This window comes from Streptomyces bacillaris (assembly GCF_003268675.1).
GTDB classification, from domain to species: Bacteria; Actinomycetota; Actinomycetes; order Streptomycetales; family Streptomycetaceae; genus Streptomyces; species Streptomyces bacillaris.
On sequence record NZ_CP029378.1, the window covers coordinates 57994 to 76552 of the forward strand.

Consider the following 18559-nt stretch of genomic DNA (forward strand, 5'->3'; position numbering starts at 1 on the left):
CCGTTCGGTGGATTCGACGGACTCGTCGGATCCGACGGACTCGTCGGACTCGATGGACTCGATGGAGGAGCACCCGTGGCACTGACCCGTGACGAGCGCGAACAGTTCCTGGCCGAACCCCATGTCGCCGCGCTGGCGGTGGACTCGGCGGAGAGGGGGCGGGCCCCGCTCACCGTGCCGATCTGGTACCAGTACGAACCCGGCGGGGACCTTTGGATCATGACGGGGCGTGATTCCCGCAAGGGCCGGCTGATCGGCGCGGCGGGGCGGTTCTCCCTGATGGTCGACCGGCTCACCCCGACCGTCCGCTATGTGTCCGTGGAGGGTCCGGTCGTCTCGACGCTCCCCGCCACCCGTGAGCAGCTGGTGGAGATCTCGTCGCGCTATCTGCCCGCGGAGAAGGTCGAGGCGTACGTCGACTTCGCCTGGAAGGAACACGGTGAGCAGGTGGTCATCCACATGCGGCCGCAGCGCTGGCTGAGTTCGGACCTCGGAGGGTTCTGAACGGCGGCCCGCCCCGTCGGCGGAACCGGGCCGGGCACAGAAAATCCCTGGTCGGCGCAATTGCGTACCAGGGATTTTGCCGCGTATATTGGATTCTTCTGCGCTCACGCAGAAAGGCCTCACGCGGAGGCCTTATAAGAAGAACCATATCCGGCAGGGAGCCGTTTTGTCAAACCGGGAAGCCGTCGAATTGCGGGAAGAGCAGGAATTCATCGACCGTGTCCATGCGCGCGTCGACGAGCTGCGCGGGGTCACGGCCCGGGACGTCGAGCAGGCGCTGACGCCGGTGGGGACCGGGCTGCAGGCCCGGCTGGAGCGGGATGTGCTGGTGGCGGAGCGGTCGGGGCTGCTCGCCGCGCTGAACGCGGTGGACGGCTCGCTCTGTTTCGGGCGGATCGACCTTTCCGACGGTGTCGCGCACCATATCGGGCGCATCGGGATCCGTGAGGACGATGCCGAGCACACGCCTCTTCTCATCGATTGGCGGGCGCCGGTCGCGCGGCCTTTCTATCTCGCGACCGGGCATGTGCCGATGGGGCTGCGTCGGCGTCGGCACATCACCACCGAGGGGCGTACGGTCACCGAGCTGCATGACGAGATCCTGGATCTGGGGGACGAGGACCGAACCGGTTTCGAGGACCCGAACGGGGACGCCGTCCTCCTGGCCGCGCTGAACTCCGCCCGCACCGGCCGCATGGGCGACATCGTGCGGACGATCCAGGCGGAGCAGGACCGCATCATCCGCGCCCCGCACCGGGGTGTGCTCGTCGTCGAGGGCGGGCCCGGCACCGGGAAGACGGCGGTGGCGCTGCACCGGGCCGCGTTCCTGCTGTACGAACACCGCGAGGTGCTGGCCAAGCGGGCGGTGCTGATCGTGGGGCCCAACCCGGCCTTCCTGCGGTACATCGCGGAGGTGCTGCCCGCGCTCGGGGAGACCGGCGTCCTGCTCGCCACGCAGGCCGAACTCTTCCCGGGCGTCCACGCCACCGGCACCGACACGCCCCGCGCGGCGGCCGTGAAGGGCGGGGCGCACATGGCGGAGGCCCTCGCCCTCGCCGTACGCGACCGGCAGCAACTGCCGGAGCCGGGTGCGCCGTTGGTCATCCCGCACGACGACGGGGACCTGATCCTGGACTGGGAGATCGCGTACGAGGCCCGGCAGGCGGCCCGTGACACCCTGCTGCCGCACAACCTGGCCCGCCCGCACTTCGCCTTCCGGATCGTCGACGCGCTGACCGAGCAGCTCACCGAGCGGATCGGCGCCGACCCGTACGGCGGGCCCAACTTCCTCGGGCCGGACGACATCGCGCAGCTCGGCAAGGCCGTCGCCATGAGCCCCGAGGTGCATGAGGCGATCGAGTCGCTGTGGCCCGTCCTCACCCCGCAAGAGTTCCTCGCCGGATACCTGGCCGAGCCCGTGTACGTACCGGAGGCGGACGCCGAGGCGTTGCGGCGGGCGCCCGGTGACGGGGAGTGGACGCCCGCCGATGTTCCGCTGCTCGACGAGGCGGCCGAGCTGCTGGGGTTCGACGACAGCGCGGAGCGGGCGGCCGCCGAGGCGGAGCGGCAGGAGCGGATCGCGTACGCGCAGGGGCTGTTGGAGCTCTCGCGGGGTTCGGAGACGTACGAGTTCGAGGACGAGGAGTCCGAGGTGCTCGCCGCCCACGACATCATCGACGCCGAGCGCATGGCGGAGCGGCACGAGGAGATCGACCACCGCAGCGCCGCCGAGCGGGCGGCCGCCGACCGGACCTGGGCGTTCGGGCACATCATCGTGGACGAGGCGCAGGAACTGTCGCCGATGGCGTGGCGGCTGCTGATGCGGCGCTCCCCGACCCGTTCGCTGACGCTGGTGGGCGATCCGGCCCAGACGTCCGAGGAGGCGGGTGTCGGTTCGTGGGAGAAGATCCTCGATCCGTACGTGGGTGACCGCTTCGAGCATGTGACGCTCGGGGTCAACTACCGTACGCCCGCCGAGATCATGGAGTTGGCCGCCCGGGTCGTCCGGGAGCGGAACCCCTCCTTCGTCGCGCCCGGTTCGGTGCGGTCCACCGGTGAGGAGCCGTGGGTGCGGGAGGCCGGTGAGGATCTGGCGGGCGCGGTGGCGAAGGCCGTCGCGGAGCTGACGCCCGGGGAGGGACGGCTCGCGGTGATCGCGCCGCGTGAGCTGCACGAGGAGGTCGCCGGGCCGCTGGAGGGGGTGGTGGCGGGGGCCGAGCCCGATCTCACCCGGTCGGTGGTGCTGCTCGACCCGCGGCAGGCGAAGGGGCTGGAGTTCGACCATGTGCTGGTCGTGGAGCCCGGCCGGTACGGGACGAGCGATCTGTACGTGGCTCTGACCCGGGCCACGCAGCGGCTCGGGGTCGTCCACCGGGAGGAGCTGCCCTCGGCGCTGCGCTGACCCCGTCCGCCCTCTCGCCCTGTCCCGTCCGTCCCTTCCCGTCCTGTCTCGCCCCCCGGTCCGACCGGGGGGCGTTTCTGTGTCCGGGTGGCGCGGAACGTGCAATCTCCTGCTTGATAGTGCTTGAAACTCGCGCTTAGTATGCAGATTCGAGCATCGCACGCGCAGGGATGGGGAGATTCTGATGACGCATGTGGCACGGGAGCTGGCCAGTCAGCCCGACTGCTGGCAGCGGGCGGCGGACCTGGCGGACGGGGCCGCGGAGCAGCTTCCGGCGGCCGGTGAGCGCATCGCCGTCGTCGGCTGCGGCACCTCGTACTTCATGGCCCAGGCCTACGCGGCTCTCCGCGAGGGCAGCGGCCAGGGCGAGACGGACGCCTTCGCCGCGTCGGAGTTCCCCGTCGGCCGCCGCTACGACCGGATCGTGGCGCTGAGCCGCTCCGGCACCACGACCGAGGTGCTCGGCCTGCTCGCGCAGCTCCGGGGCACCACCCGGCGGACCGTCGTCATCGGGGACCCCGACAGCCCCATGGCGACGACGGCCGACGACGCGGTGGTGCTCGGCTTCGCGGACGAGAAGTCCGTCGTGCAGACGCGGTTCGCGACCACGGCGCTGACCCTGCTCCGCGCCCAGCTGGGCCTGCACACCGATGCGGTGGTGGAGGACGCGCAGGTCGCGCTGGCCGAACCGCTGCCGGCCGGGCTGGTGGAGTGCTCCCAGTTCACCTTCCTCGGGCGGGGCTGGAGCGTGGGGCTCGCCAACGAGGCGGCGCTGAAGATGCGGGAGGCGGCGCTCGCCTGGAGCGAGGCGTATCCGGCGATGGAGTACCGGCACGGCCCGATCAGCATCTCCACCCACTCCACCGCCACCTGGATGCTCGGTGACGCGCCGACCGGGCTCTCCGACGAGGTCCACGCGACGGGCGCCCGGTGGGTGGCCGGCGGGCTCGACCCGCTGGCGGAGCTGGTCCGGGTGCAGCGGCTGGCGCTGGCCATCGCGGCGAGCCGCGGCCTGGACCCGGACCGGCCGCGCCATCTGACGCGCTCGGTCATCCTCAGCACGTCCTGACGGTCCCTCACCGCCGTCCCAGGGCCTCTGCCTGACGGCCTCTCACCACGGAGTTGCCATGCCCATCGCCGCCACCGGCGAGCTGATCGCCGAAGCCGCAGCCCGGCGCGGTGCGGTCGCCGCGTTCAACGTCATCACCCTGGAGCACGCGGAAGCCATCGTGGAGGGGGCCGAGGCGGCCCGGGCGCCGGTGATCCTCCAGATCAGCGAGAACGCGGTCAAGTACCACGGCGGCAGGCTGCGCCCGCTGGCCCGCGCCGCGCACGAGACGGCCCGGGCCGCCGCCGTACCGGTCGCGCTCCATCTCGACCATGTCCACTCCCCCGAGCTGCTGCACCAGGCGGCGGAGTGCGGGTTCAGCTCCGCGATGTTCGACGCCGCCCGGCTGCCGTACGCGGAGAACCTGGCGGCCACCCGCGCCGCCGCCGTCTGGGCGCACGGAGAAGGGCTCCGGCTGGAGGCCGAACTCGGCCAGGTCGGCGGGAAGAACGGGGAGCCTCCGCTCGACGCCCACGCGCCCGGAGCCCGTACGGATCCGGACGAGGCCCTGGCCTTCGTCACCGCCACCGGGGTCGACGCACTGGCCGTGGCCGTCGGCACCTCGCACGCCATGACCTCGCGCGACGCCCGGATCGACCACGGCCTGCTGGCCCGGCTCCGGGACGCGGTACCGGTCCCGCTGGTGCTGCACGGTTCGTCCGGCGCGTCCGACGAGGAGCTGGCCCGGGCCGTGGCCGGAGGGATCGCCAAGGTCAACATCGGGACCGCCCTCAACATCGCGATGACCGGCGCGATACGGGAGCGGCTCGCCCGGGACGAGCGGGGTGTCGACCCCCGCCCCTACCTCGCGCAGGGGCGGGACGCGATGGCCCGGACGGTGACCCGGATGATGGCGGTGTTGTCCTCGGCAGCTGTGAAGCCCGTCTAGGACGTGGCCCTACTGCCGTCGTCGCGCGCGGCGGGCTTCGGGCCCTGGGGATCGCCCCATGCGGCCACGAGCGCCGGGAGGTCCAGCACCCGTCGGCCCGGGGCCGGGTGGACCGGTGCTCCCGAGGGGACGGCCACCACCCGGCAGCCCGCCGCCTCGGCCGCCGCGATGCCGGTGGGACTGTCCTCGACCACCAGGCAGGCGGCGGGCGGGAGTCGGAGGCGGGCCGCCGCTTCGAGGTAGGGGTCCGGGTGGGGCTTGGAGCGCTCGGTCTCGCCGTCGGCCACCGTCGTACGGAACGCCTCACCGCCCAGCGTCTTGAGCACCGCGTCCACGACCCGGCGCGGGGAGGCGGACACCAGGGCGGCGGGGATGTTCCCGTCGGCCAGCCGGTCGAGCAGGGCGCGGGCGCCGGGTCGGGGCTCGACGCCCGCCTCCACGGCCGCGAGGAACGTCTCCTCCAGGGCTGCTTCCAGGACCTGGTCGCCGGTCTGCGGGCACAGCTTCGCGAGGTGGGCCGCCGTGTCGGCGCAGCTCCGGCCGAGGGCCCAGGCGCCCTCCTCGCCGGTGAGGGTGTGGCCGTGGGCGGCGGCGACCTCGCGGACGGCCTCCAGCCACAGGGGTTCGGTGTCCACCAACGTGCCGTCCATGTCGAGGAGTACGGCCTGCGGCAGGGTCGGTACGGCGGTGCCGTCGAGGGTCCAGTGCGAGTCGGGGGCCCGGTCGAGCGCCGCGTACACCTGGGCGGCGACGTCCTCGTGCCGGACCGGGCGTACGGGGGTGGCGCCCGCCGTGATGTCCGGGCCCGCGCAGGCCAGCCAGGCGGTGCGTTCGGTCTCGCTGTTCCCTCCGTGGCCGCCTTCGTCCCGGTGCCCGTGGTCGGTGACGACGAGGACGGTCCAGGCCTCCTCCCCGTACGTCGGACGCTCGCGCAGGGCGGTGAGGAGACGGCCGAGGCGGCGGTCGGCCGAGGCGATGGACTGCTCGTACGCCGTTCCGCAGCCGAGGTGGTGGGCGGTCTCGTCGGGGGCGCCGAGGTAGACGAAGGAAGCCTCGGGGTCCTCGTGGGTCAGGACGGCGACGGCGTCGCGGACGGTCGTCTCGTCCGCCTCCTCCCAGGCCCCGGGGGTGTCGGCGGCCGGGGCGTGGTGGGTGAGCCGGGTGGGGCGGCGGAACATCGGGCCGCCGTCGGCCACGGTGACCAGCGGTTCCCAGGCCGCCGCGACATAGGTGCGGCGGCCGTCCTGGCGGGCCAGGCGGGTGGTGAAGTCCGGGAAGACGCCGAGGCGGTGGCCGCCGAAGTCGTTGGACCACACGGCGTGCTTGGTGACGCGGACGCCGGTGACGATCGTCGCCCAGCAGGGGCCGGACATGGTGGGGGTGGACTCCGTGACCGTCACGGGGGCCAGGAATCCGGAGTCGGCCACCGTGTCGAGGTGCGGGGTGGGGACGCGGGCGAGGGTGTCGAGGCGTACGCCGTCGATGCCGACGACGAGCACCCGGCGGGCGCGGGGCATGGAGTGCCTTCCGAAGGGCTGTCAGGGGTCAGGCCTGCTGATGGAGGGTGCGGGGGTCCACCGCGTGGGCGAACGGCAGGCCGTGGGCGTACCGTTCCAGCTCGTCGACCGCCGCGTCGGCCAGCCGGTGCAGCTCGCCGCCCTGGGAGCCGGCGATGTGCGGGGTGAGCAGCACGTTCGGCAGGTCGTACAACGGCGAGTCGGCGGGCAGCACTTCGGGCTCGGTGTGGTCGAGCACGGCGTTCAGGCGGCCGGTGACCAGCTCCTTGACCAGGGCGTCGGTGTCGACCAGGGAGCCGCGTGCGGTGTTGACGAGCGTCGCGCCGTCCCGCATGAGGGCGAGCCGCCCGGCGTCGAACAGGTGTCGCGTCTGCGGGAGTTCGGGGGCGTGGATCGTGACGACATCGCTCTGCCGGGCGAGCCTGTCCAGGTCGGTGCGCTCCACGCCGAGGGCCTGGGCGCTCTCCTCGCCGAGATACGGGTCGTGGGCGAGGAGGCGGAGGTCGAAGGGGCGCAGCAGCTCCGCGACCCGGCGACCGATGCGGGAGGCGCCGACGATCCCCACCGTACGGCGGTAGTTGCCGATGGACGGGAAGGCGGTGAGCAGGTTGACCCGGCTGCGGGATTCGCGGTAGACGCGGGCGCTCTCCAGGACGTTCTTGTTGGCGAAGAGGATCGCCGCGACCGTGTACTCCGCGACCGGGAGGGCGTTGGCGGTGGCGGCCGTGGAGACGGTGATGCCCCGGTCCCAGACGTCCTGGGTGATGTGGTGCTTGACCGACCCGGCCGCGTGGACGACCGTCCGCAGGCGGGGCATGGCGCTCAGCGCGGAGGCGTCCAGGGGCGGGCAGCCCCAGCCGGTGAAGAGGGCCTCGGCGTCCCGCAGGGCGGCGCGCTGGGCCGGGTCGTCGGCGCCGAAGTCGGTGACGAGCAGGGCGGGTTGGATGTCCGCCACCCGGGCGAGGCGTTCCAGGGCCGTCGGGCGGAGGATCGCGTCGCGGGTCTCCCCGCTCATCGCCAGGACGGTACGGGGGCGGGTGCGGGGCCGGGTGGACGGCGTGGCGGGGCGGCTCACTTGACGGCTCCTGCGGTGAGGCCCGAGCGCCAGAAGCGCTGCAGGCAGAGGAAGGCGACGATCAGCGGGACGACGGCGACCAGCGACCCGATGATGACCAGGGGGTACAGCTCGGGCTGCTGGTAGACGTTCTGGTTCCACATGAACAGGCCGAGGTTGACGGGGTAGAGGCGCTCGTCGTTGAGCATCATCAGCGCGCCGTAGAAGTTGTTCCAGTTGGCGGTGAACGAGAACAGGAAGATGGTCACGAAGCCGGGTGCGAGCATCGGCAGGGCGACCTCGGTGAAGGTCCTGATCTCCCCCGCCCCGTCGACCCGGGCGGCTTCCAGGACCTCTCCCGGTACGTACCCCTCGGAGAAGACGCGGGCGAGGTAGACGCCGAACGGGTTGACGAGGCTGGGGATCAGCACGGCCCAGTAGGTGTCGACGAGGCCGAGCTGGGAGGCCATCAGGTACAGCGGGAGCTGGACGACGGTGGAGGGGATCAGGACGCCGACGAGGACGACGCCGAACAGCTTCTCCTTGCCCCTGAAGGCGTATTTGTCGAAGGCGTAGCCGCAGGCGACGGAGACCAGGGTGGAGAGGACGGCCGCGACCAGGGTGTAGAGGAGGCTGTTGAGGAGCCAGCGGCCGTACAGCCCGTCGTTGTACGCGAACAGGGCCTCCAGGTTGGACAGGAGGTGGAAGTCCCCGAGGCTGAAGGGGTTGGTGGCGAACAGGTCGCGGTAGTTCTTGGTGGCGGCGATGAACAGCCAGGTCAGCGGCATCAGGGTGTAGACGGCGACGACGGCCAGGACGGCGTTGACCGCGACCTTCGAGGTGAGCCCCTGGGTGCGGCGGGGGCGCCGGGGCGGGGACGGCCGGTGTGCGGCCCGGGTGCCGGGTTCGTGGGCCGCGGGTGCGTCGGGGGTGGCTGTCTGGGTGCTCATGAGGCCTTCCACCGGTTGCCGAGCTTGGTGACGACGAAGGACAGCAGGCCGGCGACGAGGGCGAGGATCAGGGAACTCGCGGCGGCCAGGCCGTAGTCGTGGCCCTTGAAGGCCGCGGTGTAGATGAACATGGTCGGTGACCAGTCCTCGCCCATGGTGTTGGCGCGGAGCTGGACGAGTTTGGGGGCGTCGAAGAGCTGGATGGCGCCGACGCAGGTGAAGAGCAGGGTCAGGACGACGGTGGGCCGGATCATGGGGACCTTGACCTGGAGGGCGGTGCGCAGGGCGCCGGAGCCGTCGACGGTCGCGGCCTCCAGGACCTCGCGCGGGACGGCCTGGAGCCCCGCGTAGAAAATGATCATGTTGTAGCCGGTCCACTGCCAGGCGGAGATGTTGACGACGGAGTAGATCGCCTCGTCCTGGCCGAAGAAGTTCCAGTGCGCGCCGAACGCGTCGAGCACGTCGATGATCGGGCTGAGCCCCGGCGTGTAGAGGTAGAGCCAGATGAGCGAGGCGATCAGGCCGGGAACCGCGTGCGGCAGGAAGTAGGCGATCTGGAAGAAGCGGCGGGCCCGGGCCATGGCCGAGTCGACGAGCAGGGCGAGAATGAGCGCGCCGCCGACCATGGCGGGGATGTAGAGGGCGCAGTAGAAGGCGATGTGGCCGAAGGAGCGGAGGAAGGCTTCGTTGCCGAGGGCTTCGGTGAAGTTGCCGAATCCGGCGAAGACGCGTTCGGCGCCGCCGAATCCGAGGCCGGAGGACTCCTCGCGGAAGAGGCTCATCCAGGCCGCGTAGAGCATCGGCAGGACGGTGACGGCGGTGAAGAGGGCGAAGAACGGCACCGTGAACAGGGCCACGGCCCGGCGCTGTCCGCGCCGGGCGCCGGGGCCGCCGGTCGCACGGGCGGGGCGCTTCGTCAGCGGTGCGGGCCGCGGCGGTGGGGTCTCGGCCGGCCGGGTGAGTGGGGCTGCCACCTGGTGCTCCTTCGGCGGGATGAGCGGGAACGGGCGGGGGATGAGGGCGCCGGGGGTGGGGCGGTACGGAAGGGGGGTCGCCTTCCGTACCGGGCCCCGCCGACCGGGCGCCGGGCTACTGGGCGCCGGGCTACTGGGCGAGCTTCAGGCCGCGGTCCTTGACCGCGGTCTCGCCCTTCGCCTGTCCGGCGCTCAGCATCTTGGTGTGGTCCCCGCCCGCGGCCATCTGCGCCGAGGTGACCTGCTGCTGGACCGGGCCCCAGGTCCAGCCGGGCACGATGGTGGCGGCGGCCTCACCGGCGAGCTTGTAGACGTCCTGGCCGTCGAAGTAGGAGCCGTCGAACTTCTTGGCCGCCGCGGCGCGCATCCCCTCGTTGGCGGGCAGGGCGCTGCTGGGGGTCTTGAGGGAGCTGAGCCGGGCGGTCATGGCCTCGGGGTCGGTGGTGACCCACTCGATGAAGCGGGCGGCGGCCTCGGTGTGCTTGCTGCCCTTGGGGACGATGTAGGAGGTTCCGCCGTACATGCCGGTGCTCGGTGTGCCGTCCCAGGTGGGGAGCGGGGCTATGCCCCACTTGCCCTTGCTGTCGGGGTAGCTGACGGGGAAGTTCCCCGCGCTCCAGGCGGCGCCGATGATGGTGGCGACCTTGCCGGTGGCGCGCTCCTTGGTCTCGCCCTCGCCCCACAGGGGGGTCTTGGAGGCGAGGCCGTCCTTGAGGAGGCCGTCCCAGTAGGCGGCGACCTTGCGTGAGGCGGGGTCGTCGATGTTCACCTTCCAGGCGTCGTCCTTGGTGCCGTACCACTGGGCGCCGGCCTGCCAGGCGAGGCCGGAGAGGAGGGCGGGGTCGCCGCCGCCGAAGTTGGTGATGGTGAGGCCCGGGTCGGCCCGGTGGATCTTCTCGGCGGCGGTGCGGTATTCGGCCCAGGTGGTGGGGACCTCGACACCGTGCTTCTGGAAGAGGTCCTTGCGGTAGTAGAGCTGGATGGGCGTCACGTCGAAGGGGACGGCCCAGGTGGAGCCGCCGAGGTTGACCAGGGACTGGACGGCCTCGGGGAACTCCTTCTTCACCAGTTCGCCGGAGCTGGCGGTGAGGTTCTCCAGGTTGCCCTCGCTCGCGTACTCGGGGAGGGCGGAGTAGTCCATGGTGGCGATGTCGGGGGCGTTGCCGCCCTTGACCGCGTTGGAGAGCTTGGTGACGCCTTCGGGGCCCGCCGGGACGAGCGAGAACTGCACCTTGATGTCGGACTGCGTCTTGTTGAACGCCTCGGCCGTCTCCTTGGCGCCCGCGGTGGCCGACCAGAACGTGAGCGTGACGGGCTTGCCGTCGCCGGGGGCCTGCGCGTCCGGGCCCGAGCCGCCACCGCAGGCGGTGGCGAGCAGGGCCAGTGAGGCGGCGGACGCCGCGAGGGCGAGGCGGGTGGTGCGGTGCGTACGGGACATGGGCCGGCTCCTACGGGACCTCGAACTGCGGGAGATGAGGCGAACGGCACACATCATTTTGCGCCGAACCGATCACCGTCAAGAGCAAACGACCAATTCAATCGAATCGATCACCAGGTAACGTGGCGGCAACGAGGGCGCGCACCCCTCCGGCGTACGCGAAAAGCCGTACCCGCAGGGCCTGTTGGCCCGGGGTACGGCTGTCGGGGCGGTACGTCACATGGGTACCGGACGGCTCATGTCAGGAGTCGGCTCCCGCCGCTCCGCAGGAGCCCCGGACCCTGAGGGTGGGCAGGATGTCGAGGTGCCGGCGGGCCGCGGAGTCCTTGTCGGGCGTGCCCAGCCGGGAGAGCAGGAGCCTGGCCGCCGCCGCGCCGACCGCGTGCTTGTCCGGCGCCACGGCGGTGAGCGGCAGATCCGCCAGGGCCGCCACCTCGTCGTCGTACGTGATCACCGCGAGGTCCTCCGGCACCCGCACACCGCGAGCCTGGAGGCGCGGGATCAGGACGATCGCGTCGGCGTCGCTGTGCACGATCGCGGCCGTGACGTTGCCGCTCGCCACGCCCTCGCACAGATACTCCAGGGTCCGCTCGAAGCGGTCGGCCTCCGAGCGCGAGGGCGCGTCCTCCAGGGGTGAGGCGGGGACCGGGCTGAGCCCGAGCGCCGCCACGGCGGCCGCGTAACCGGCCCTGAGCCGGGGGGCGGTGGGGCTCTCCTGCACGGCGAGCGCGATGGAGCGGTGGCCGAGTCCGGCCAGGTGCGCGACCGCTTCCGCGGCGCCGTGGGCATGGTCGGAGCGCACCCGGTCCAGCCGCGCCGCCGGGTGGCCGATCGGGGCCCAGCGCTCCACCAGGACGACCGGGGTCTCCTGCTCGGCGGCCCAGAGCCCCTCGCCCGCCTCCGGCCGGCCGCTCTCCCAGGTCGGGGTGAGGAGGAGGCCGTCGGCGCCGGTGGAGAGCAGGCGGCGGGCCTGGGCGGCGTCCTCGTCGGGGAGGTAGCGGGAGAGCCCGATGGTCAGGCGCGCGCCCGCCGCCTCGACCGTCTCGCGGGCGCCGCGCACGACGTCCGCGTAGTAGTACTCGGTGGTCGGCACGACCATGCCCACCACCAGCCCCTCGGCGGAGGGCACGGCGGGGGCGGGGGCCGGGCCGGGGGCGCCCGAGGGCCAGACCACGGCGCCATGCATCCGCTCCACCAGGCCCTGGGCCGCGAGCGCCTCCACGTCCCTGCGCAGGGTGACCGCGGACATGCCGAGTTCCTCGGCCAGTTCGGCGACACGGAGGCTGCCGCGTTCGCGGACGAGCTGGAGCACCCGCTCGTGGCGCTGGTCGACGTGGAGTCGCATGGATCCCCTTGGTCTCTTCGGTCCGCCGGTCTCGGACGACGGCTGTGACGGTGGCCCCGCCCCCCTCAACCATATCGATCGCATCCGCTCGAAACGATCCCCCCGGCGGTTCCGTCCCTGCTCGCAGCGGAGCTCGCTGACAGACTCGTTGCGCTCGTGTCGGCGCCTTACACCGATACCGAACCGATCAACACGATCAATTCGGCCAAAGTTATTGAGCGGGTTGCCGGGTGGCTGTTAGAAAGTGCCCTGCCCGCTCTGAACCGCTCAGAACAGTCGGATCCAGGGGCCTGGTCAGCGCCCGGCGCACCGGTTCCGCCGCGACGAGCCACCCCGACACGGAGCTGATCCCCCATGACGTCTGCCTGGTCCCGTCGTACCTTCCTCGCCACCTCCGCCGTCCTCACCGCCGCGGCCGGCGGCGCCCTCGCGCTCGCCACGCCGCGCGCCCATGCCGCCTCCTCCGACGATGCGTACGCCGCGCTGCGCGCCACCTGGACCTCCCTGATCCTCGGCGAGGGGTTCAGCCCGACCGCCGAACCCTTCAAGAGCCGGCTGGCCGCGCTGGGCATCCAGGCCCGGGGGTGGCGGGACACCCTGGCCCCGGCGGACGGCTCACTCTGGCCGGACGCCGTGTACGCCGACCCCGACCCGGACACCGACCCCGAGTCGTACGGCTTCTCCGCGAAGATGGCCGAGAGCTTCATCCGGCTCAACACGATGGCGCAGGCCTACCGGCAGCAGGGCACCGGCCTGACCGGCGACTCCGCGCTGCGCGCCGCCATCGTGACGGGCCTCGAACACCTCAACAGCCAGGTCTACAAGGCCGGGCAGGTGCGGTACGGGAACTGGTACAGCTGGCAGATCGGCGCGCCCCAGGCCCTGCTGGACGTCTGCGTGCTGATGTACGACGCCCTCACCCCGGCGCAGCTCGGGCGGTACTGCGCCGCCGTCGACCACTTCGTACCGGACTCCGCCGTCGCCTCGTACACGGGTACGAGCACCGGGGCGAACCGGGTCGACCTGTGCCGGGTGCTCGCCCTGCGCGGGGTCGTCGGCGGGACGGCCGCCAAGATCGCGCTCGCCCGGGACGCCCTCTCCCCCGTCTTCCCGCTGGTCACCAAGGGCGACGGGCTCTACGCCGACGGCTCGTTCATCCAGCACACCACCGTCCCCTACACCGGCAGCTACGGATCGGTGATGCTCGGCGGACTCGGACTGCTGTTCGCCCTGCTCAAGGGGACGGCGTGGGAGGTCACCGACCCGAAGCGGCAGGTGGTGTTCGACGCGGTGGAGAACGCCTGGGCGCCGTTCCTCTACAACGGGCTCGTCATGGACTCCGTGGCGGGCCGCGCGATCAGCCGGGGCGAGGTCGACGACCACCGGCGCGGCCACCCGATCCTCGCCTCGATCGTGCTCCTCGGCCGGGGCGCGTCGGCCGCCGAGAACACCCGGTGGCGCTCGCTCGTCAAGGGGTGGGCCCAGCGCGACTACTACAGCCCGCCGCTGAGCAACCCCTCGCTCAGTCTCACCGGCCTGGCCCGCCTGAAGTCCGTCCTGGACGACACCTCGCTCACCCCGCTCCCCGAGCCCGAGGGCCACCGCCTCTTCCCCGACATGGCCCGCGCCACCCACCGCCGCCCCGGCTGGGCGGCCGCCCTCTCCATGGCCGACAAGCGGATCACGTACTACGAGACCGGCAACGGCGAGAACCTGCGCGGCTGGCACACCGGGTCGGGGATGCTCTACTGGTGGGGCGACACCTTCGCCAACGGCCAGTACAGCGACGCGTTCTGGCCCACCGTCGACCCGTACCGGCTCCCCGGCACCACCGCATCGCGCAAGGTGCTGGCGAACGGGGCGGGCGGCGACTGGGGCGCGGCGATGCCCGATGTGAACTGGGTGGGCGGGGTCACCGACGGGAAGCGGGCGGCGGTGGGGCAGTACCTGAAGGGGCTGTCCAGCACGCTGCTGGCGAAGAAGTCGTGGTTCTTCCTGGACGACACCGTGGTCTGCCTGGGCGCGGGCATCCGCTGCCAGGACGGTACGGCGGTGGAGACCACGGTGGACAACCGGAACCTGGGCCCGGTGGGGAACGCCCCCTTCACCGTCGACGGTTCGGCCAAACCCGTCACCCGGCCGTGGTCGGCCACGCTGACGGGCGCCTCCTGGGCCCATCTCGGCGGGCACGGCGGCTATGTCTTCCCCGGCGGGGCGACCGTCAAGGCGCTGCGCGAGAACCGGTCCGGGCGGTGGCGCGACATCAACACCGGCGGCTCCACGGAGACGCTGACCCGCACCTATCTCACGCTCTGGGTCGACCACGGCCAGAACCCGGCGGACGCCTCGTACGCCTATCAGCTGCTGCCCGGCGCCTCCGAGCAGCGGACCGCAGCCCGGGCCGCCGACACCGGCTGGCTGCGGGTGCTCGCCAACACCGATGACCAGCAAGGGGTGTCGGTGCCCTCGCTGGGGCTGACCGCCGTCAACTTCTGGTTCGGCGGGACCGTGGGGCCTCTGGTGGCGGACGCCCCCTGCTCGGTGATGGTCACCGAGCACACCGACGGCACGGCCACCGTCTGCGTCGGCGACCCCATGCGGGCCCGGACGAGCCTGACCCTCACCTGGAACCGGGCCGTCTCCTCGGTCCTCTCGAAGCCCGCGACCGTGACGACGGCGACCACGGGGGCCTCGCTGCGGCTGGTGTTCGGTGATCTCTCCGGTACGCGGGGAGCGACGCAGACGGTGAAGGTGCGGCTGGCCTGAGGGGACCGCGGGGGCCAGGGGGTCGGCTCGTAGACTCGCCGGCATGACCCAGCAGCAGATAGCTCCGGCCCTGGTCCCCGCGTTCGCGCCCGACGGCACGCTGCGCGCCTCCATCAACCTCGGCAACCCGATCCTCGCCAACCGGAACCCGGAGAGCGGCGACCCGGTCGGGGTGTCGGTCGACCTCGCGTACGAGTTCGGGCGGCGGCTCGGGGTCCCCGTCGAACTCGTGGTGTTCGAGGAGGCGGCCGCTTCGGTGGACGCGGTGAAGGCGGAGAAGGCGGACCTCGGGTTCTTCGCGGTGGACCCGGCGCGGAGCGAGGGGCTGCTGTTCACCGCTCCCTATGTGCTGATCGAGGGCAGCTATCTGGTGCCCGAGGCATCGGCCGTGACCGGGAACGAGCAGGTGGACCGGGAGGGGACCCGGATCTCGGTCGGTTCGGGCAGCGCCTACGACCTCTTCCTCACCCGGGCGATCGAGCACGCGGAGATCGTACGGCTGCGGGGCGCCCCCGCCGCGCTCGCCGCCCTGCGGGAGGGGGAGGTCGAAGTGGCCGCCGGGATCCGCCAGTTGCTGGAGGGCGAGGCCCGGCGCGCTCCCCGGGTACGGGTGCTGCCGGGACGGTTCATGGTGATCCAGCAGGCCATGGGCATCCCGGCCGCCCGGGGTACGGCGGCCCAGGAGGTGCTGGCGTCGTTCGTGGAGGAGATGAAGGCGAGCGGGTTCGTCGCGGACGCGCTGGAGCGGCACGGCATCGAGGGGGCGCTCGTGGCCCCGGCCGGTCAACTCCCCGCCTGAGCCCGGGCGGACCGACCGGGCCGCGCCAGGCCCCTCAGCTTCCCTCCCGGCCCTCCAGCTCCTCGCCGAGGAGGCGCCGGGCCTTCTCCCTCAGGCGCTGCCGGTGCTCGGGGTCGGTCGCCCGGTCGGCGGCGCGGCCCAGCTCCTCGGCCCGCTCTCGGGTGCGGCGGGTGCGTTCCAGCGGGATGTCGGGCAGGTCCATGGGGGTGTCCTCCGTCGTGGGTCCGCGCGGGGCGCGGGGCGGGACGCGGTGGGGTCCGGGTCCGTCGGCGACAGCTGCCGCGTGCGCGACCGGAGCCCCAGCGTCACCGGAGTCCGGCCCGGCCGCATCTCGTGCGGTTACGTACGGTGACAACCCGCAGGTGGAGGCGGTGGGCGTACCTCAGGCCGACGGGGCGGCGCGCAGCGCCGTGGAGCCGCTCCGCCAGGCGGCGAGGAGGCGGGCGGCGAGGCGGTCCTCCAGCAGCCCGGTGGCCTCGATACCGAAGGCGATGTCGGGCTCCAGCTCCGGCTCGTGGGCGAGCAGTCCGCCGATGACATCGCGGCGCACCACCTGCTCGTGGACGGCGTCGGCCTCCACGTGCTCGTCGTAGAACCGCTGGGCGGCCGGTCCCGCGCCGACGCGTTTCAGAGCGGCGGCCAGCCGGCGAGAGCCGGGCGAGGAGGTGACCTCCACGGCGGCGAAGTGGCCGACGAGGGCGCCCCTGAGGGACCGGTGGAGCCCGAACAGGGACATCAGGTTGACGGTGGCGAGCACCTCGGCGGGGGCGACGTCGAGGTAGTGCCCGTACGCCGTCTCCAGGGACAGGTCCTCCATCAGCTCGGCGTACAGGCGGGCGTGGACGTCCGCCTCGCGTCCGGCGCCGAACTCGTCGAACTCCACCGCCACCATCGCGGCCTTGGCCCGCCCGTACAGCCTCGGGATCACCCAGGCGTGCGGGTCGGCCTCCTTGAGGTGGTAGAGCGAGCGCAGGGCGGCGTACTCGCGCAGCTGCCACAGCTCGCCGTCGTCCCGCAGGAAGTGGCTGACGCCGTGGCCGTCGTCCCCGACGGGTTCGACCAGGAGTCCGGCGAGGGCGGTGTCCACGGTTCCGTCCGTGGGGGCTGCGGCCCGGAGCGCGGCGAGGAACGGCTGTTCCAGGGAGCGGCGCAGCGCGAGCAGGGAGGGGCTCCACTCGTGGTCCTCGTCCACGTCCGCGAAGCCCTGGTAGTGCAGCTCGTAGAGGGTGTAGAGGGCGAGGTGGAGGTCGTCCCCGAAGGGGTCCGCGTCGGTGGTGGCGACACTCTCCGGATCCTGGCCGGTGCGCAGGGCGGTGACGACCTCGTACGAGAGCGGGCCGCGCGGGGTGGGGAGCGGGGGGCTCCGGCGCCGGGGTTCACGGTGGGGAGGCATCAGGCGGCTCCATCCGTACGGTCGCCGCCCCCGGCGCCCTTCTCCGGTTCGCCGGGCTTGCGCTCCCGGGGGTCCCGTTCTCCGGGCTTCACGCGGCGGCGGTGGCTGGTGTCGCACCACGGGTACGTGCGGGTCCTGCGGCAGGTGCAGATCGCGGCGGTGAAGCGGCGGGAGGTGTAGAGGGTGCCGTCGTCACCGACCACCTCGACCGGTCCTTCCACCAGCAGGGGGCCGTCCGCCCCGAGAGTGACGCGGGTCGGGCGGGTGGGGCGGTCAGGGCTGTTCGGCACGGATGACCACCAGCTTCTCCTTGTCGGTGTGCTCGCCCAGGAGGCCCCGGCCGCGCAGCCAGGAGAGCCGGGAGAGCAGGACGGGCCCGAACGGCACGTCCGCCGTGTCGCTGACGGCGGCCTTGAGCCCGCCACGGGAGAGACGGCGCAGGGTCTCCTCCGTGCCGGTCAGTTCGGAGTGGACCATGAGCAGGACACCCGCCCTGCGCAGGAGGTACGGGGCCGCGTCACAGATCCGGTCCACCACGGCCCGCCCGTCGTGCCCCGCGTCCCAGGCGCGGGCGTTCCCGCGCCGGGGCGGCGGGCCGAGGGGCGAGGGCACGTAGGGCGGGTTGCTGAGCACCAGGTCGTACGTCCGGCCCGGCACCGGGTCCGCCAGGTCGCCCCGGTGGACGGTGACCCGCTGCCGGGCGAGCCGGGCGTTCAGTCGGGCGGTGAGCACGGCGCGGCGGCCGACGTCGACGGCGGTCACGTGCGCGCCCCGGCGTGCGGCGGCCACCGCGAGGAGGCCGCTGCCGGTGCCGAGGTCGATCACGTCGGAGCCGGGCAGGACGGTCTCCCGGGCCAAGGCCCTCAGCAGCAGGAGCGTGTCGTGCTGGGGCGCGTAGACCCCGGGCAGGGTGCGGACGCCCGGCCTTCCGGGAGCGGTCAGCGTGGGCACGGCAGCGGACACGGGCACCTCCAGCACGTGCGAATCGTCGGTCATGCCACCTGTCAAGGCTCCGCTCCTTCTGTTCGTGGCGCCATTCGTAAGGTCGCTCAGCGTGACTGTCCTGGGGTACGTCACCCGCGTCAGCGTCGGCGGGAGGCGCCCGTGCGCAGACCGGAACCGACCCCGGCCACGTGCAGGGCGAGCAGGGCCAGGCCGATGAGCATGACGTTGGTCGAGGCGAACACGTCGTTGGTCGAGATGTCCGCCGCGTTGATCAGGAAGGCGATGAAGAACAGCACTGCCGCGGCTATACCGAGCATGGTGATTCCTTTCGTCGGGTCCGTCCCCGTGGGGTTCATGGCGTCCGTCCCGGTGGGGTGAGAGCCGTGTTCCCATGAATCACGGAGTTAGGCAGCCTGAAGAAGCACCGCGGGGGCGTGAGGGCGTCGGGTCAGTACCCCGTTCGCCATCCCTCGCGC

The 18559-nt window shown here is 72.5% G+C and carries 17 protein-coding genes; 6 read left to right on the forward strand and 11 right to left on the reverse strand.

The window, feature by feature from the left end:
- Positions 1-75 precede the first annotated feature (75 nt).
- The 4 genes from DJ476_RS00200 to DJ476_RS00215 all read left to right on the forward strand — a co-directional run bounded on the left by DJ476_RS00200 (position 76) and on the right by DJ476_RS00215 (position 4902).
- Positions 76-504: a pyridoxamine 5'-phosphate oxidase family protein gene (locus tag DJ476_RS00200; RefSeq protein ID WP_103420819.1), complete on the forward strand. Its 429-nt coding sequence runs from the start codon at positions 76-78 to the stop codon at positions 502-504.
- Between the two features lie 190 nt (positions 505-694).
- Complete coding sequence (locus DJ476_RS00205; protein WP_103420817.1) at positions 695-2905, forward strand: HelD family protein; 2211 nt, start codon at positions 695-697, stop codon at positions 2903-2905.
- Between the two features lie 184 nt (positions 2906-3089).
- Entirely contained in the window at positions 3090-3974 is an 885-nt protein-coding gene (locus tag DJ476_RS00210; protein ID WP_112489488.1) for an SIS domain-containing protein, read from the forward strand.
- Positions 3975-4032: 58 nt separating this feature from the next.
- Positions 4033-4902 (forward strand): class II fructose-bisphosphate aldolase, encoded by an 870-nt coding sequence (locus DJ476_RS00215; RefSeq protein WP_112489489.1) that lies wholly within the window; start codon positions 4033-4035, stop codon positions 4900-4902.
- Here DJ476_RS00215 and DJ476_RS00220 read toward each other — a convergent pair.
- From DJ476_RS00220 to DJ476_RS00245, 6 genes are all read right to left on the reverse strand, one after another.
- A complete protein-coding gene (locus tag DJ476_RS00220) occupies positions 4899-6419 on the reverse strand; it encodes an HAD-IA family hydrolase (RefSeq protein ID WP_112489490.1) in 1521 nt (506 codons plus the stop codon). The genes DJ476_RS00215 and DJ476_RS00220 overlap by 4 nt on opposite strands.
- A 28-nt stretch (positions 6420-6447) precedes the next feature.
- Entirely contained in the window at positions 6448-7494 is a 1047-nt protein-coding gene (locus DJ476_RS00225) for a hydroxyacid dehydrogenase (protein ID WP_404827433.1), read from the reverse strand.
- On the reverse strand, positions 7491-8423 hold the full coding sequence (locus DJ476_RS00230; protein ID WP_103420809.1) for a carbohydrate ABC transporter permease: 933 nt from the start codon (positions 8421-8423) through the stop codon (positions 7491-7493). Before DJ476_RS00230 ends, DJ476_RS00225 begins: the two co-directional genes overlap by 4 nt.
- Positions 8420-9397 carry a carbohydrate ABC transporter permease gene (locus tag DJ476_RS00235; RefSeq protein ID WP_181006648.1) on the reverse strand — a complete coding sequence of 326 codons (978 nt, stop codon included), beginning with the start codon at positions 9395-9397 and terminating at the stop codon, positions 8420-8422. Before DJ476_RS00235 ends, DJ476_RS00230 begins: the two co-directional genes overlap by 4 nt.
- 130 nt (positions 9398-9527) lie before the next feature.
- The gene (locus DJ476_RS00240; RefSeq protein WP_112489491.1) at positions 9528-10835 is read right to left on the reverse strand and encodes an ABC transporter substrate-binding protein; all 1308 of its coding nucleotides are present in this window, start codon (positions 10833-10835) and stop codon (positions 9528-9530) included.
- 241 nt (positions 10836-11076) lie between these two features.
- Positions 11077-12180 (reverse strand): substrate-binding domain-containing protein, encoded by a 1104-nt coding sequence (locus tag DJ476_RS00245; RefSeq protein WP_103420807.1) that lies wholly within the window; start codon positions 12178-12180, stop codon positions 11077-11079.
- Between the two features lie 354 nt (positions 12181-12534).
- Between DJ476_RS00245 and DJ476_RS00250 the strand changes: the two genes are divergently transcribed.
- Positions 12535-14946: a polysaccharide lyase 8 family protein gene (locus tag DJ476_RS00250; protein WP_112489492.1), complete on the forward strand. Its 2412-nt coding sequence runs from the start codon at positions 12535-12537 to the stop codon at positions 14944-14946.
- A gap of 43 nt (positions 14947-14989) precedes the next feature.
- Entirely contained in the window at positions 14990-15745 is a 756-nt protein-coding gene (locus tag DJ476_RS00255) for a transporter substrate-binding domain-containing protein (RefSeq protein ID WP_103420803.1), read from the forward strand.
- A 34-nt stretch (positions 15746-15779) separates the two neighbouring features.
- On the opposite strand, the gene DJ476_RS34745 is transcribed toward DJ476_RS00255, so the two are convergent.
- From DJ476_RS34745 to DJ476_RS00275, 5 genes are all read right to left on the reverse strand, one after another.
- Entirely contained in the window at positions 15780-15947 is a 168-nt protein-coding gene (locus tag DJ476_RS34745; RefSeq protein ID WP_018487791.1) for a DUF6381 family protein, read from the reverse strand.
- 180 nt (positions 15948-16127) lie between these two features.
- Positions 16128-17138 carry an iron-containing redox enzyme family protein gene (locus tag DJ476_RS00260; protein WP_112489493.1) on the reverse strand — a complete coding sequence of 337 codons (1011 nt, stop codon included), beginning with the start codon at positions 17136-17138 and terminating at the stop codon, positions 16128-16130.
- Positions 17138-17428, reverse strand: coding sequence for a CDGSH iron-sulfur domain-containing protein (locus DJ476_RS00265; RefSeq protein ID WP_103420797.1), 291 nt, complete (start codon positions 17426-17428; stop codon positions 17138-17140). The genes DJ476_RS00260 and DJ476_RS00265 overlap by 1 nt, the downstream gene beginning before the upstream one ends.
- Entirely contained in the window at positions 17412-18134 is a 723-nt protein-coding gene (locus DJ476_RS00270) for a HemK2/MTQ2 family protein methyltransferase (protein WP_240676766.1), read from the reverse strand. The genes DJ476_RS00265 and DJ476_RS00270 overlap by 17 nt, the downstream gene beginning before the upstream one ends.
- A gap of 86 nt (positions 18135-18220) precedes the next feature.
- A complete protein-coding gene (locus tag DJ476_RS00275) occupies positions 18221-18400 on the reverse strand; it encodes a hypothetical protein (RefSeq protein ID WP_026237474.1) in 180 nt (59 codons plus the stop codon).
- Between the last annotated feature and the right edge of the window lie 159 nt (positions 18401-18559).